Annotated in this window: 15 protein-coding genes and 1 tRNA gene; 6 read left to right on the top strand and 10 right to left on the bottom strand. The window is 71.1% G+C overall.

From position 1 onward, the window contains the following. The first annotated feature begins 145 nt into the window (after positions 1-145). On the top strand, positions 146-1330 hold the full coding sequence (locus tag ACFQU4_RS26205) for an MFS transporter (RefSeq protein ID WP_377497680.1): 1185 nt from the start codon (positions 146-148) through the stop codon (positions 1328-1330). Here the strand turns inward: ACFQU4_RS26205 and ACFQU4_RS26210 are convergent. Genes ACFQU4_RS26210 through ACFQU4_RS26225 form a run of 4 tightly spaced genes read right to left on the bottom strand, consistent with a single transcriptional unit; the run spans position 1316 to position 3735 of the window. Next, the gene (locus ACFQU4_RS26210) at positions 1316-2137 is read right to left on the bottom strand and encodes a helix-turn-helix domain-containing protein (RefSeq protein WP_377497682.1); all 822 of its coding nucleotides are present in this window, start codon (positions 2135-2137) and stop codon (positions 1316-1318) included. The two genes, ACFQU4_RS26205 and ACFQU4_RS26210, sit on opposite strands and share 15 nt — an antisense overlap. Positions 2138-2194: 57 nt before the next feature. Next, entirely contained in the window at positions 2195-2863 is a 669-nt protein-coding gene (locus ACFQU4_RS26215; protein WP_377497684.1) for a formyltransferase family protein, read from the bottom strand. Further along, positions 2860-3270 (bottom strand): NUDIX domain-containing protein, encoded by a 411-nt coding sequence (locus tag ACFQU4_RS26220; protein WP_377497686.1) that lies wholly within the window; start codon positions 3268-3270, stop codon positions 2860-2862. Before ACFQU4_RS26220 ends, ACFQU4_RS26215 begins: the two co-directional genes overlap by 4 nt. Positions 3271-3300: 30 nt before the next feature. After that, on the bottom strand, positions 3301-3735 hold the full coding sequence (locus ACFQU4_RS26225) for a hypothetical protein (protein WP_377497688.1): 435 nt from the start codon (positions 3733-3735) through the stop codon (positions 3301-3303). Positions 3736-3828: 93 nt separating this feature from the next. On the opposite strand from ACFQU4_RS26225, the gene ACFQU4_RS26230 reads away from it, so the two are divergent. Both ACFQU4_RS26230 and ACFQU4_RS26235 read left to right on the top strand, forming a co-directional pair. Further along, the gene (locus ACFQU4_RS26230) at positions 3829-4650 is read left to right on the top strand and encodes a CPBP family intramembrane glutamic endopeptidase (protein WP_377497690.1); all 822 of its coding nucleotides are present in this window, start codon (positions 3829-3831) and stop codon (positions 4648-4650) included. A gap of 48 nt (positions 4651-4698) precedes the next feature. Further along, positions 4699-5586, top strand: coding sequence for an aminoglycoside phosphotransferase family protein (locus ACFQU4_RS26235; RefSeq protein WP_377497692.1), 888 nt, complete (start codon positions 4699-4701; stop codon positions 5584-5586). 23 nt (positions 5587-5609) lie between these two features. Here the strand turns inward: ACFQU4_RS26235 and ACFQU4_RS26240 are convergent. Beyond that, a tRNA-Pro gene (locus tag ACFQU4_RS26240) sits at positions 5610-5683 on the bottom strand. A 107-nt stretch (positions 5684-5790) separates the two neighbouring features. Between ACFQU4_RS26240 and ACFQU4_RS26245 the strand changes: the two genes are divergently transcribed. Then, positions 5791-6213: a DUF5655 domain-containing protein gene (locus tag ACFQU4_RS26245; protein ID WP_377497694.1), complete on the top strand. Its 423-nt coding sequence runs from the start codon at positions 5791-5793 to the stop codon at positions 6211-6213. Positions 6214-6318: 105 nt separating this feature from the next. Then, positions 6319-7623: an acyltransferase gene (locus ACFQU4_RS26250; RefSeq protein ID WP_377497696.1), complete on the top strand. Its 1305-nt coding sequence runs from the start codon at positions 6319-6321 to the stop codon at positions 7621-7623. Here ACFQU4_RS26250 and ACFQU4_RS26255 read toward each other — a convergent pair. The 5 genes from ACFQU4_RS26255 to ACFQU4_RS26275 are packed head-to-tail and all read right to left on the bottom strand — an operon-like array spanning position 7607 to position 12429. Then, the gene (locus ACFQU4_RS26255) at positions 7607-8275 is read right to left on the bottom strand and encodes a response regulator (protein ID WP_377497698.1); all 669 of its coding nucleotides are present in this window, start codon (positions 8273-8275) and stop codon (positions 7607-7609) included. The two genes, ACFQU4_RS26250 and ACFQU4_RS26255, sit on opposite strands and share 17 nt — an antisense overlap. Next, complete coding sequence (gene der, locus ACFQU4_RS26260) at positions 8275-9624, bottom strand: ribosome biogenesis GTPase Der (RefSeq protein ID WP_377497700.1); 1350 nt, start codon at positions 9622-9624, stop codon at positions 8275-8277. Before der ends, ACFQU4_RS26255 begins: the two co-directional genes overlap by 1 nt. Positions 9625-9684: 60 nt before the next feature. Continuing rightward, positions 9685-10365, bottom strand: a complete 681-nt coding sequence (gene cmk / locus ACFQU4_RS26265) for a (d)CMP kinase (RefSeq protein WP_377497702.1) — start codon at positions 10363-10365, stop codon at positions 9685-9687. 47 nt (positions 10366-10412) lie between these two features. Continuing rightward, positions 10413-11276, bottom strand: a complete 864-nt coding sequence (locus ACFQU4_RS26270; RefSeq protein WP_377497705.1) for a phytanoyl-CoA dioxygenase family protein — start codon at positions 11274-11276, stop codon at positions 10413-10415. Between the two features lie 43 nt (positions 11277-11319). Further along, entirely contained in the window at positions 11320-12429 is a 1110-nt protein-coding gene (locus ACFQU4_RS26275) for a DUF4185 domain-containing protein (RefSeq protein ID WP_377497707.1), read from the bottom strand. A 58-nt stretch (positions 12430-12487) separates the two neighbouring features. Between ACFQU4_RS26275 and ACFQU4_RS26280 the strand changes: the two genes are divergently transcribed. Beyond that, positions 12488-13525: a LacI family DNA-binding transcriptional regulator gene (locus ACFQU4_RS26280; protein ID WP_377497709.1), complete on the top strand. Its 1038-nt coding sequence runs from the start codon at positions 12488-12490 to the stop codon at positions 13523-13525. The last annotated feature ends 55 nt before the right edge of the window (positions 13526-13580 follow it).

Consider the following 13580-nt stretch of genomic DNA (forward strand, 5'->3'; position numbering starts at 1 on the left):
ACGGTGCGGACTGCATCGTAGGAAGATCGCTCCGGCCCAGTCCAGCGCCCGGCCGCCGTTCCGGGACCGCGGGTCCGGTGTCGTGATCAAGTGGACGCGACGCACGATCAACCGATCGGGGGCGCGGTCACCGATCATGGACCTCGTGACCACTGAGTGCCAGCCGCCCTCCGCCGGCCCGCGGACCGCGACGCCCGAGCGACCGCTCGCCGCCTGGGCCCCGATCGTCGCGCTCGCTCTGGGCATCGCGATCTTGGTGGCGAGCGAGTTCCTGCCGGCGAGCGTGCTGCCGACCATGGCCGCCGACCTCGGCGTCAGTGAGGGCGTGGCCGGCCTGGCGGTCGCCGCGACGGCCCTGGCCGGTGCGCTCACAGCGCCGACGATCGCGGTGCTGCTGCCCAGGACCGACCGGCGGGTCGTGCTGATCGGGCTGCTGGTGGCCGCGGCGCTCTCCAACCTGGTGGTCGCGGTGGCGCCGTCCTTCGCCGTGCTGCTGGTCGGCCGGCTGATCCTCGGCGCGGCGATCGCCGGCTACTGGTCGTTCGCGTTCGGGGCGGGCACGGCGGCGGTGCCCGGTCGTGATCATGTCGTCTCGGCGTCCCTCTCGGTCGGCGTCAGCCTGGCCACCATCGTGGCCGTACCGGTGGCTTCGGCGGCCGGCGACGTGGCCGGCTGGCGGGTCGTGTTCCTGGTCGCGGCGGGCTTCGCGGCCGTCGCGACGGTGATCGTGATCATGACGCTGCCGTCCGTCACTCCGCACCCGTCGGCCGGGTTGTCGATGCTCCGGCGGGCGCTGGCGAACCGCCGGCTGCTCGCCGGGGTCGGCTGCATCGTGCTCGTCGCGTTCGGCAACTTCGCCGCCTATCCGTACATCCGGTTGGCGATCGAACGGATCGTGCCCGGCGGTGGCTGGTGGCTGCTGCTCGTGTGGGGAGCCGGTGGTCTGGTCGGCAACCTCGCCGCGGGTGCGTTGACCCGGCGGCTCCGGGTCGCGGTCGTCGCGGCTCCGGTGTTGCTCGGGCTCGGGCTCGGGCTGACCATGATCGCGTCCGGTCCGGTCCTGCTGGTGGTCGGCGTGGTGCTCTGGGGTGTCGGGTTCAACATGGTGCCGGTGGCGACCCAGCTCTGGGTGACCCGGGTGGAGCCGGAGCGCGCCGAGTCGGCGCTGTCGCTGCAGGTGACCGCGTTCCAGGTCGCGATCACGCTCGGGTCGGCGGTGGGCGGCGCGGTGCTCGATCGTTCCTCGGTCGGCGTGGTGCTGCTGCTCGGGGCCGCGCTGGCCTTCGCCAGTGGGATCGGCTTCCTGCTGCTGCGGTCAGCCCGCGTCTGAGGGCGACCGCCAGGCCCGCGGCGCGGTCCCGTGCTGGGCGGCGAAGGCGCGGCTGAACGCGGCCGTCGACCCGTACCCGACCGCGTGCGCGATCTGCTCGATCGGCCGGTCGACCTCGGCGAGCAGGCGCCGCGCGTGCAGCATCCGTACCTCGCGGAGGGCCTGCACCGGGCTGCGCCCCAACGCCCTGCGGAACCGGTCGTTCAGGGCGGACCGGGACAGGTGCACGACGCGCGCCATCCGTTCCACGGTCCACTCGGTGCCCGGATCGTCGGCCAGCGCGGCCAGCACCGCGGCGACCGCCGGATCCCGGTCGGTGACCGGGTCGCGCGGCTCGTCCTCCGCCCAGGACGCCAGCATCGAGGCCCCGATCAGCCCGCCGTAGCTGGACGCGAACGCCGACGGCCGGCACTCGCCGCCAAGCGGGCAGCTGCGGACCAGTTCGGCCACCCCGTAGTGCCGGTCGGCGAAGTCCCGGATCAGCAGCGGGCTCGGCACCGGGAACGGCGGCACCATCAGCCGCAGGTCCGCCGTCGCCACCCTGGCCCCGACCGCCGCGAGCAGGCGATGCGGCGTGAAGGCGTCCAGCAGGACCGCATCGCCGGCCTTCAGGACGTACCGGTCGGAGGCGGTCACAAGCTCCAGCTCACCCTCCAGCACGAACGTCCAGACCGGTCCGGTCGCGGCCTCGCCCGGAGCGTCCGGGGTCAGCGCCCGGTGCCGGAGCCGGACCAGTTCCCAGGCCGGCTGGGTCGGCAGTACGGGAGCCGGCTCAAGGGTTTCGGCTTCGAGGGCAGCGTCGATCACGCTTCCTGCAGCGCCCGACCACCGGCCTCCTATTCCGTCCGGAGCGCCGATCGCGCATCAACGGGGAACATTCGGCCGCCTAGACGCGGCGGAAATCTCCACGTTGTCGTCGCCCGCGGCCCAGTCCGCCAGCCACCGGAGCAGGAGCGCGCGCTCGGCGGCCTGGACCCGGGTCCGCAGGGTGGCCACGTCGTCGCCCGGCTCGACCGACACCTCGAGCTGGGCCAGGATCGGGCCCTCGTCGTAGTTCTCGGTGACCCGGTGAATCGTGACGCCGGTCCGTCGTGCTCCATCCGCGAGGACGGCGGCGTGCACCCGGTCGCCGTACATGCCCGTCGATCCGTACGCGGGCAGCAGGGCGGGGTGCGTGTTGACGATCCGGTCGCGGTACGTCTCCCGAACGATCGGGCCGACCTTCTTCAGATAGCCGGCCAGCACCACCAGGTCCGCCCGGTGCTCGGTCAGGGCCGCCGCCATGGCCCGGTCCCGGTCGGTGTCGTCCGGATGCGTACGGCCGCTCAGGTGGACCGCCGGCACACCATGATCATCGGCGACCTGCAGCAGGCCGGAACGGCTGTTGTTGCCGATCACGACCGCGACCGTCGCCCCGAGGTCCCCGCTCGCGGTGGCCGCGAGGACGGCCGCGGTGGTCGTACCGGCGCCCGAGCCGATCATGGCCACGCGTCTGGTTCCGGGGCCGCCCGGCGACGGGACCGCGGTGGTCACGGTGAACCCTCAATCGCGGCGACCGCGAACTCGAAGCTGATCCGCTGGCGTTCGGGACGGCATCGGTGCCGGGCGGTCGCCAGGGTGACCCACTCGAAACCCTTGTGCTCCAAGGGATCCAGGCTGACCGGGGTGTCCCAGGGGACCCGCAGCCGGAAGACGGCCCAGTCGACGTCCTCGGTGATCACCGGAACCGGTTCGGCGCGGATCCCGGTCTCCTCGAACAGCTCCCGCGCCGCGCACTCGGCGATCGTCTCGCCTGGCTCCAGGCAACCCGACGGCGCTCCCCACGCCCAGTCGCCCTCGTCGGTCGTCTCCGCGTTGTGCAGCAGCAGATAGCGCGGCCCTTCGGGCGAGTCGCTGATCACGGCGACCATCGCGCCGCCTGGCTCGCGTACCCCGTTCATGGGGCCAGCATGTCAGGAGCGGTTGGCCGGCTAACGGCCGGACCACCGTACATGCGTGAAGCAGAAGCTCGTCTGGCCGGCCTTCCGGTTCACGCAGTTTCCGTCCACCAGGTCCCGTTTTCCCACCGGTTCGGACAGCTCCAGCCGGACCCGGACCGGCGGGTTGCCCGGGCAGGTGGCCTCGGACAGGTGCAAGTTCACCACGTCGGCCGTGATCACGATCCGGGTGGGCTCGTAGCTGATCTTGGGTTCGAGGACCTCGCCGGTGACGCCGCCGGAGCACTCGACGCGGGTGACGTCGAGGTCCAGCACCGTCGTGCGTGACGTGACCGACACGTCGTCCGGCAGCGCCCAGACCCCCGGAACGCCCTCCGGTGCCGGTGGGACCGCGACCGGCGGCGCGCAGCCGCTCAGCGCGATGAGTGCCGCGCCGGCGAGGACGGTCGCCGTCCAGCCAGGCTTCATGAAGCGAGTCTGCCACCAGACTCGCGGTCCGGCGGGGTATATCTACGCCATGCTCCGGATCCGCCGGCAGCGGTAAGCCGAACGGAGTGTTTCATGATCGAGCCGAGCGAGCGCACCGGCTGGCGCGGGTTCTTCGACCGCGGCGGCTGGTGGAAGGCGCTGCTGGTCGCTGCCGGCTACGTCGCGGCCTTTCAGGGGTGCAGCCTGCTGATCGGCCGCCTGTTCGGTGGGCTGGTCGATCCGGACAACCTGTTCGCGAGCCCGGTCAGCGTGTTCATCGCCCTCGGGCTTCCGGTGATCATCGGGTCGGCGCTGCTCCTGCTGCTGATGGTCGTGCTGCGCTGGTCGCGCGACCTGTTCGGGCCCCAGCCGCTCGGCGGCCGGCCGTGGATGTGGGTCGCGCCGGCCGTGGTCCTGCTCGCGGTGATCCTCCGCGCGGCCGGCACCGACTACGCGGCGTTCGCCCCGGGCACCGTGCTGGTGACCTATCTCGCGGGGCTGTTCATCGGCCTCTCCGAGGAGCTCCTCACCCGCGGCTTCGCGGTGAATCTCCTGCGCCGCAAGGGGTACGGCGAGCGAACCGTCATGCTGCTCTCCTCGCTGATCTTCGCCCTGCTGCACTCGACGAACCTGTTCACCGGCCAGCCGCCGCTGACCGTCCTGCTCACGATGGTGTTCACCTTCTTCTTCGGCGTCGCCATGTATCTCACCCTGCGCGTCACCGGCAGCCTGGTCTGGCCGGTCCTCCTGCACGGCCTCACCGACCCGTCCTCCTTCCTGGCCACCGGCGGCATCGACACCGCTGCCGGGGCAGCGAGTCCGCTGGTCAGCGTCGCCGGACTCTCCGTGTGGGCGTACGTGATCCTCGCGATCCTTGCCCTGTTCCTTGTCCGCGAACGCCGTGACCAGGCGTGATCTTGAATCGATGAGGCGGTCGCCGCCGGCTCGCCCTAGCCTGGCGGTATGTCCCTCGACGTTCCCGAGCAGGTCCGCCAGAAGATCATCGCCGACGGCAACGAGTCCTGGCTGGACCAGCTGCCACGCCTGGTCGACATCCTGGCCCGGGACTGGTCGCTGCAGATCGGGCGCAGCCTCGCCGGCGGTCACGTCGCCCTGGTCCTCGAGGTGATCATGGCCGACGGAACCCCGGCGGTCCTCAAGATCGGAGTGCCGGGTGAGAACCTCGGCCCGGAGGCGACGGCGCTGCGCCTGGCGGACGGAGCGGGCTGCGCCAAGCTGCTGCGCGAGGACGCGGGCCGCCAGGCCCTGCTGCTGGAACGCCTCGGGGCTCCGATGTACGACCTCGTGGCCGACCCGGCGACCCGCCACGACCTGCTGTGCGACGTGGCCGTTCGCCTGTGGCGTCCGGTCGATCCCGCCCTCGACCTGCCGACCGGCGCGACGCTGGCCGAGCAGTACACCGACCGGCTGCCGCGCCTCTGGGAGCAGGCAGGGCGACCGTGCACACCGGCCACGGTGGCGGACGCGCTGGAGTGCCTGGAGCGTCGACGCCGAGCGCACGACGACCGGTCCGCAGTGTTGGTCCACGGCGACATTCACGAACTGAACGCCCTGCAGGCGAGCGACGGCAGCTACAAGCTCATCGATCCGGCCGGCCTGCGGGCCGAACCTGCCTGCGATCTCGGCACCATCGTGCGCTGCAACCCGGGCCTCGGCGACGACCTCCGGGCACGGACCGAGCGGCTGGCTGCCCGTACCGGCGTGGACGCCACCGCCATCTGGGAATGGGGCACCATCCACCGGGTCGTCAGCGGCGTCTACGCCAGCAGCATCGGCTTCCAGCCCTTCGGCGAGCGGCTGCTGGCCGAAGCGGATCGCCTCAGCGCGTAGTCATCGGAAAGGTGTCCTGTGTGTCGGGCTGACAGGATTCGAACCTGCGACCCCTTGACCCCCAGTCAAGTGCGCTACCAAACTGCGCCACAGCCCGTGCGCCCCGATCCGCGGATCAGAGCAACAGCCGGAACTCTACTATGCGCCGAGCGTCCGGCCCAACGCGGTAACCCGTCCGCGCGGCGGTGGCCGAGAATGGCGGGTATGGCGCGTTGGATCTGCCCGCGATGCGACCGTGAGTTCGCGGCGACCGGGCAGGGGCACAGCTGCGTGCCCGGGTCGACGGTTGAGGAGTCCCTGGCGCCGGCGGCGCCCTGGATGCGGGACTGCTACGCCATGATCATCGAGGAGGTACGGCAGCACGGGCCGGTGCACGAGGACGCGGTCCGGGTCGGGGTGTTCTTGAAGACCGAACGTAAGCTGGCCGAGTTCCGGCCCCGGGCGCGGACGGTGCGGCTGACCTTGTACCTGCCGGGCCAGGTGGAGCACCCGACGTTGATCTCCGCGGAACCGGCGGCGGCCCGGGTGATGCACCACTTCACGCTGCGGTCGGCGGATGATCTTGACGACGAGCTGCTCGGGCTGGTCGGCCTTGCGTACGACTTCGCGTCCGAGGACTCCGGTTAGCCCCAGCACCTGGTGCTGCAGGGATCTCCAACTACTCCGGTACGGGCTCGAAGTCCGCTCCGTGGGGTGACGTCCCGGACGGCCCGCGTTCCTAGGGTCATGATCATGAAGAATGATCACGCACCGCACTCCCCCACGATGATCGGCCGCGACCCGGTGGTCGACCTGGTTCGCGCCGGGTGTCTGATCATCGTGGTCGGGCTGCACGCGTTCATGGCCGGCATCTCCACGGACGGCGGGCGGCTCGCGGTGTTCGATGCGACGCAGGGCGAGTCCTGGTTCGCCGTACTCACCTGGCTGGTCCAGATCATGCCGCTGTTCTTCCTGGTCGGCGGGTTCGCCAGCCTCACCCACTGGCGGCGGCTGCGGGCCCGCGGCGTCGGCCCGGCGGCGTACGTCCACGCCAGGCTGGTCCGGCTGGCCCGGCCGGCCGCGCTCACGTTCGGGGCGATCGCCGCCGGGTTCGCGGTGGCGTCGCTGCTCGGGGTTCCCGGTGACCTGCTGGCCCAGGTCGGTTTCCGGATGGGTCAACCGATGTGGTTCCTCGGCGTCTATCTCGGCGTCACCGCCCTGGTGCCGATCATGGTCCGGCTGCACGAGGCCGCACCGCGGCGGACGCAGCTGGTGCTCGCCGTGGGAGCCGTCCTGGTCGATCTGCTCCGGTCGTCGACCGGTGTCGAGGCGATCGGGTTCCTCAACCTGATCTTCGTCTGGCTCGCCGTTCAGCAGCTCGGCTTCGGGTACGCCGACGGCTGGTTCCGCCGGATCGACCGGCGGCGGCTGCCGGCCGCCCTGCTGCTCGGCGTCGCCGCGATGATCATGATCGGCTGGATCGGTGGCTTCTCGCCCAACCTGATCGACAACCTGAATCCGCCGACCGTCCTGCTGCTGGTCCTCGGCGTCGTCCAGGCCCTCGCGCTCACCCTCGCCGAACCCGCCCTGCGGCGCCTCGCCGCTCGCGGCGCCGTCGCGACCGCCGCCGACGCGATCAACGGCCGGGCCTTGACGATCTATCTCTGGCACATGTCGGTGCTGGTCTGCGTCGCGCTGGTCGGACTGGCGGCCGGACTTCCGTTCCCGGACCCGCTGAGCCCGGCCTGGTGGATCACCCGCGGCTATTGGCTGGCCGCGATCGCCCTGGTCATGATCATCGCGGCCCGGCTGCTCGGCCGGTTCGAACAGACCGCGTCGGTACGTCCCCGGCCCGGCCACCCGACCCGCCCGGGACCGGCGATCGCCGCCGTCCTGGTCGCCATCGCCGCGGTTGCGGCGGTCCTGGTCGCGGGATTCTCGGTGCTCTCGGCAACCGCGGCGGCGCTGGGGCTCGCCGGCGCTCTCCGGCTGGTCGGCGGCCCGCTGCCCCGCCCGGCGGTGCCGGCGCTGCGGCCGCCGGTCAGCGTCCCGGCGTGACCAGCCCGGATTCGTACGCGGCCACGACCAGCTGGGCTCGGTCCCGCAGACCCAGCTTGGTCAGCATCCGGGAGACGTGGGTCTTCACCGTCTGCTCGGCGATCACCAGCGTGGCGGCGATCTCGGCGTTCGACCGTCCCCGCGCGACGGCGGTCAGCACCTCCCGCTCTCGGTCGGTGAGCCGGCCCAGCGCGTCCCGGTTCGGTGCCGACGGGCCGCCCGCCGCGGCGAACCGCTCGATCAGCCGGCGGGTGATGCCGGGTGCCAGCAGCGCGTCGCCGGCGGCGATCACGGTGATCGCGTTGATCAACTCGGACGGCGCTGCGTCCTTCAGCAGGAAGCCGCTGGCACCGGCCCGGAGCGCCTCGTACACGTAGTCGTCGCTGTCGTACGTGGTCAAGATCAACACCCGCGACGACGAGTCCCGGACCACCTCGCGGGTCGCCTCGATCCCGTTCATGATCGGCATGCTGACGTCCATCAGCACCACGTCCGGGCGCAGGTCCGCGGCCAGCCGGACGCAGTCCAGGCCGTTCTCGGCCTGTCCGATGATCTCGATGCCCGGCTGCTCGGTGAGCAGCGACACGAACCCCGCCCGTACCATCGCGTGATCATCGGCGATGATCAGCGTGATCGTGCCGTCGGCGGCCATCAGCGGGTGCGGCCGCGCCGTTCCCGGGCGCGGACCTGGACGTGCACCGGCGACCCGACGAAGCCGAACTCCTCGCGCAGCCGGCGCTCCACGAACCGCTGGTAGCTGTCGTCGAGCAGCCCGGAGGTGAACAGGATGAACGTCGGCGGCGCGGCCTTCGCCTGGGTCCCGAACATGATCCGCGGCTGCTTGCCACCGCGGACCGGGTGCGGATGCGCGGCCACCAGCCGGCCCAGGAATCCGTTCAGCTTCGCCGTCGGGATCCGGGTTTCCCAACCCCGCAGGGCTTCGTCGATCGCCGGGCCGAGCCGGTCCACGCTGCGCCCGGTCTGTGCGGAGATGTTGATCTTGCTCGCCCAGCCGAACTGGATCAGGTCGCGTTCGATCTCCCGTTCCAGATAGCGGCGCCGTTCGTCGTCGGTCAGGTCCCACTTGTTGAACGCGATCACCAGCGCCCGGCCGGACTCCTCGGCGTTGGTCAGGATCCGCAGGTCCTGCTCGGTGACCGGCTGACTGGCGTCGATCAACGCGACGCACACCTCGGCCCGTTCGATCGCACCCTGGGTGCGCAGGCTGGCGTAGTACTCGTGCCCGGTCGCCTCCTTGACCCGGCGCCGGATCCCGGCGGTGTCGATGAACCGGTACGTGACGCCGGCCAGGCTGACCAGCTCGTCGACCGGGTCGACCGTGGTCCCGGCGACGTCGTCGACGACCGAACGCTCCGACCCCGCGATCCGGTTCAGCAGGCTCGACTTGCCCACGTTCGGCTTGCCGATCAACGCCACCCGGCGCGGCCCGCCGATCTCGGCGCCGGTGTCCTTCGGCGCCTCCGGCAGCAGCTTCAGGACGGCGTCCAGCAGATCGCCCGAACCGCGGCCGTGCAGGGCCGAGACCGAGTGCGGCTCGCCGAGCCCGAGGTTCCACATGCTCGCGGCCTCGGCCTCGGCCCGGATGTCGTCGACCTTGTTGGCCGCCAGCAGCACCGGCTTCTTGCTCCGCCGCAGCACCCGTACCACGGCCTCGTCGTCGTCGGTGGTGCCGACGGTCGCGTCGACGACGAACAGCACGGCGTCGGCCGTGGCGACGGCCAGTTCGGCCTGTTCGGTGATCCGGGCCGCCATTCCGGCGGCGTCGGGGGCCCAGCCGCCGGTGTCGACCAGGACGAACTTGCGCCCGTTCCAGTCGGCGTCGTAGAAGACCCGGTCCCGGGTCACGCCCGGCACGTCCTGGACCACGGCTTCGCGGCGACCGAGGATCCGGTTCACCAGCGTCGACTTCCCCACATTGGGGCGGCCGACGACGGCGACGACCGGTACCGCCGGGGCAGAGTCGGCAGCAGTTTCGGTCATCGGTGTTTCCTTCGTGTGTTGGATTTCAGGCCCTTCGACCGGGTCGGAGGGCTTTCATGATCAGGAGCCCGTGCGTTGCGGCACCAGACCGCAGATCACGTCGATGACCTGCTCGAGCGTCAGGTCGGTCGAGTCGACCACGGTCACGCCGGGGGCCGCGTCGGTGAACTGGGCGACGGTCGAGTCGTCCCGGTCCCGGCGGATCACCTGGTCGGTGACCGCTTCATGATCAACGCGATCGCCGAGTTCGGCCTGCCGGCGGGCCACCCGCGCGGCCGGGTCGGCGACCAGCAGCACCCGGACCGGCGCCTCCGGCGCGACGACGGTGGTGATGTCGCGGCCCTCGACGACGATGCCCGGCTCGGCGGCGGCGATGATCGCCTGCTGGCGGGCGATCAGGTCCTTGCGTACCGCGAGGTTGGTAGCGACGGAGCTGACCGCCTGCGACACCCGCGGGTCGCGGATGGCCGTCGTCACGTCGGTCCCGTCCACGGAGATCGTCGGCGCCGTGGGGTCGGTCGCGATGTCCAGCCGGGCGTGCGCGATCGTCCCGGCGACGGTGGCGGCATCGGTCCGGTCCAGGCCGCGATCGAGCGCCAGCCAGGTCACGGCGCGATACATCGCTCCCGTGTCCAGGTAGGCCAGGCCGAGGCGCTCGGCCACGCCCCGAGACGTGCTCGACTTGCCGGACCCGCTCGGTCCGTCGATCGCGATCACCAGTCGTTCGGTTTCCCCAGGCACGCCGACAGCGTACCGGGATTCCCGCGGCCGACCGCTTTCCGACCGGCTCAGCCGCTCGCTTCGTCGTCCGGATACTCGTCCGTCACCTGCCGGGACTCGCCCGGATGACGAGGCCGTACGGGCTCCAGGATCTTCCGCTGCGGCCCGCTCGCCCGGCGCAGCAGATCCTCCGAATAGCGGTAGCCGTGCCGGGTGGCGGCCCACGACGGCCCGTACCGGTAGATCACGACCCGCCGCTCGCCCTCGGTATTGGTACGGGAGCTGCCGCCGTGGGTGATCCCGTCGCAGAACAGCAACACGTCGCCGGCGTTCAGGTGCACCTCGATCGCACCCTCCACGTCGTCCATCGGCGCCGGATCGCGCCCGATCGACTGCGGGTGGGCGAAGTTCGACTTGTGACTGCCCGGGATGACCATCGTGCCGCCGTCGCCGGGCCCGATGTCGGTCAACGCCATCAGCGCATTGACCTGGCCGCACCGGAACACGCCGTTGACGTAGCGGTACTGACCGCGGATCGCACCGTGGTAGCCACCCGAGTGCAGATAGAAGTAGCCGCCGCTGCGCCGGATCGAGGCGAAGCACTCGTCGATGAACAGCCCCTCGACGTAGGAGTCGACCTCGCCGGCGTAGCGCCGCATGTACTCGATCCAGCTCGGGTGATCGATCAGCGCCTCGAACGGAGGACCGGCCTCGACGATGTTCTGCAACTCGTAGCCCTTGGCGTTGTCGCCGTCGTCGGAGCGCTGCACGTTGCCCCACCAACCCCACGGCTCGAGGTCCGCGGGGAATGCATCGAAGGCCTCGTTGAGCCGGGTGATCAACTCGGGCTCGATCGCGTCCCGCAAGATCAGATAGCCGCGGAGGTCGAACAGGTAGTCGTCGAGATCACTGGGTTGTCGCGCCGTTGCCATGCTCCTAGCCTGCGCCGGTTGCGGTGCCGACGCCACCGCCCGGTCAGGAGAACGAGACGTTCACGTAGCGCGGCCGGTAGAGCCGGGCATCGGCGTAGAGGTCGTCGGACTCGAAGCTGTTCACGTTGTACGTGATCACCACGGTCTCGTCCCGGGTCAGCTGCGGGTGGGCCTTCGCGTTGTACGTGAACACGTTGCCGCCGGTCTCCGGCGTGCTGTAGAGCTTGATCGGTTCGCCGAACCCGCCGGTCAGGGAACGGCTGCGGTAGCCGACGATGTCGGCGCTCAGCGGCTGCCGGGCGTCGCCGGTGATCAACAGCCAGCCGCCCCGGTGCCGGGTCATGCTGAACTCGTTCGACACACCGGCCAGGATCCGCGCCGAGGCAGTCGGATCGGCCGACCAGCCGTCGCCGGTGAAGTACTGCCAGGGATCCTGGGTCAGCCGGCCAGGCCGGACTCGGGCCAGGTGCGCGTACTTCTCGGCCTGGCGGTCCTCGACGCCGAAGACGTACGTGTGGTCGGGCTGCTCGACGACGGCGGAAGCCCAGTGCAGCGGGAGATCCGGCGCCGGGTCGGGCAGCGGCGTGATCGTTTCCAGCCGTACCTCCGGCAGCGCGAACGAGGCGATCGCGGTGCGCCGGTAGGCGAAGTCGAACGGCCCGTCGCCGGTCTTCTCGAACTCCAGCAGCAGTACCCGCAGCCGCCGCCCCTCCACGGTGCCGTCGCCGAACCAGTACCAGGTCTTGGACTCGTCGGCTCCGGCCGGCGCCACCAGCGACGTTGGTGCCGCGGACGTGCCGCCGGTGATCGTGGTCAGTCGGCCGCCGTCCTGGACGATGATCGAATTGTGGATGAACGGCGAGTCGAGCGGCCGCGAACCGTCCGGGTTGACCGTGCCGAGGAACGTGTCGGAGTAGAGCCAGGCGGTACGGCCGTCGGGCAGCGGCACGCTGTACGCCGAGTCGGCTCCGGTCCAGGCGCCCGCCGTGTCGGCGTAGTCGCCGAACAGCCGGGTCAGCCGCTGGTTGATCTCGGCGGTCGGCGGCTCGTCCCCCGGCGCGGCCCCGGCGGTCCGATGGCCCAGCGCCGCGAAGGCTGCCAGTCCGGCTCCCGCGGTCAGCACCGTCCGCCGGCGAATGGTCGGTCGCTCCATGATCAAAGTCCCCCTCGACATCTCCCAGGCCGATCCTGATGCGATAACGTTACCAACGATGAGCAGAGCACGCCGGCCGGGGCCGGAGGGCAGACAGCCGACCATCAAGCAGGTGGCCGAGCGTGCCGGCGTGAGCCCGATGACGGTGTCCCGGACCCTCGCCGGAGGCGGCGGGGTGCGTCCGGAGGTGCAGCAGCGGGTCCAGGAAGCCGTTCAGGAGTTGGGTTATCACCGCAACGAGAACGCCCGCAGCCTGCGGCCCGGCCATCGCAGCGGGCTGATCGGCGTGGCGATCACCAACCTGGCCAACCCGTACTACGGGACGTTCGCGCTGGGGGTCGAGGAGGTCGCCGCGACGTACGGGCGCCGGATCATCCTCGGCAACACCGGCGAGGACGCGGACCGGGAGACCCAGCTCGTCGCGGACTTCATCGGACGACAGATCGAGGGCCTGATCATCGTGCCGTCGGCGAGCTCGGCGGACCACCTCGGATCCGACCGGATCGGTGACCTGCCAGCGGTTCTGGCCTCCCGCCGGGTCTACGGACTCGAGCTGGACACCGTCGTCCTGGACGACGTCGGCGGCGCCTACCGCGGCACCCGGCACCTGATCGAGTCCGGGCACCGCCGGATCGGCTACCTCGGTAACGTTCTCTCCGTCTTCACCGGCCAGCGCCGCTTCTCCGGCTACGAGCGCGCCCTGGCCGAACAGAACCTCGCCGTCGACCCCGAGCTGGTTCAGCGCGGCCAGCAGGACGTCGAATCGGCCGGCGCCGCCCTCGCCCGACTGCTCGACCTGGACGACCCGCCGACGGCGATTTTCAGCGCCAACAACCGGAACACCATCGGCGCCCTGTCCGAGATCGGGCGCCGGATCCGCGGCGGCGCCGACCCGGCCCAACTGCCGGCCCTGGTCGGCTTCGACGACTTCGAACTGGCCGACCTCTCCCCCGTGCCGCTCGCCGTGATCGCCCACGACCCGCATCAATTGGGCGCCGAAGCCGCCCGCCTCCTGTTCCACCGGATGGAGTCCGCGGAGCCCGTACCCGCCCGCACGATCGAACTCCCCGTCACCCTCCGCATCATCCGCCCATAGAAAGACCCGCTGACCGGGCACAACAGCAGGCGTTCTGACGGCGTGTCGCTGCAGA

The organism is Microlunatus sp. GCM10028923 (genome assembly GCF_042666975.1).
Taxonomy (GTDB): domain Bacteria; phylum Actinomycetota; class Actinomycetes; order Propionibacteriales; family Propionibacteriaceae; genus Microlunatus.

Coding starts and splice junctions, on each gene's coding strand:
- ACFQU4_RS26220 (WP_377497686.1), bottom strand. CDS start 3,270: ATGAACGGGGTACGCGAGCCAGGCGGCGCGATGGTCGCCGTGATCAGC.
- ACFQU4_RS26225 (WP_377497688.1), bottom strand. CDS start 3,735: ATGAAGCCTGGCTGGACGGCGACCGTCCTCGCCGGCGCGGCACTCATC.
- ACFQU4_RS26230 (WP_377497690.1), top strand. CDS start 3,829: ATGATCGAGCCGAGCGAGCGCACCGGCTGGCGCGGGTTCTTCGACCGC.
- ACFQU4_RS26235 (WP_377497692.1), top strand. CDS start 4,699: ATGTCCCTCGACGTTCCCGAGCAGGTCCGCCAGAAGATCATCGCCGAC.
- ACFQU4_RS26245 (WP_377497694.1), top strand. CDS start 5,791: ATGGCGCGTTGGATCTGCCCGCGATGCGACCGTGAGTTCGCGGCGACC.
- ACFQU4_RS26250 (WP_377497696.1), top strand. CDS start 6,319: ATGAAGAATGATCACGCACCGCACTCCCCCACGATGATCGGCCGCGAC.
- ACFQU4_RS26255 (WP_377497698.1), bottom strand. CDS start 8,275: ATGGCCGCCGACGGCACGATCACGCTGATCATCGCCGATGATCACGCG.
- der (WP_377497700.1), bottom strand. CDS start 9,624: ATGACCGAAACTGCTGCCGACTCTGCCCCGGCGGTACCGGTCGTCGCC.
- ACFQU4_RS26270 (WP_377497705.1), bottom strand. CDS start 11,276: ATGGCAACGGCGCGACAACCCAGTGATCTCGACGACTACCTGTTCGAC.
- ACFQU4_RS26275 (WP_377497707.1), bottom strand. CDS start 12,429: ATGGAGCGACCGACCATTCGCCGGCGGACGGTGCTGACCGCGGGAGCC.
- ACFQU4_RS26280 (WP_377497709.1), top strand. CDS start 12,488: ATGAGCAGAGCACGCCGGCCGGGGCCGGAGGGCAGACAGCCGACCATC.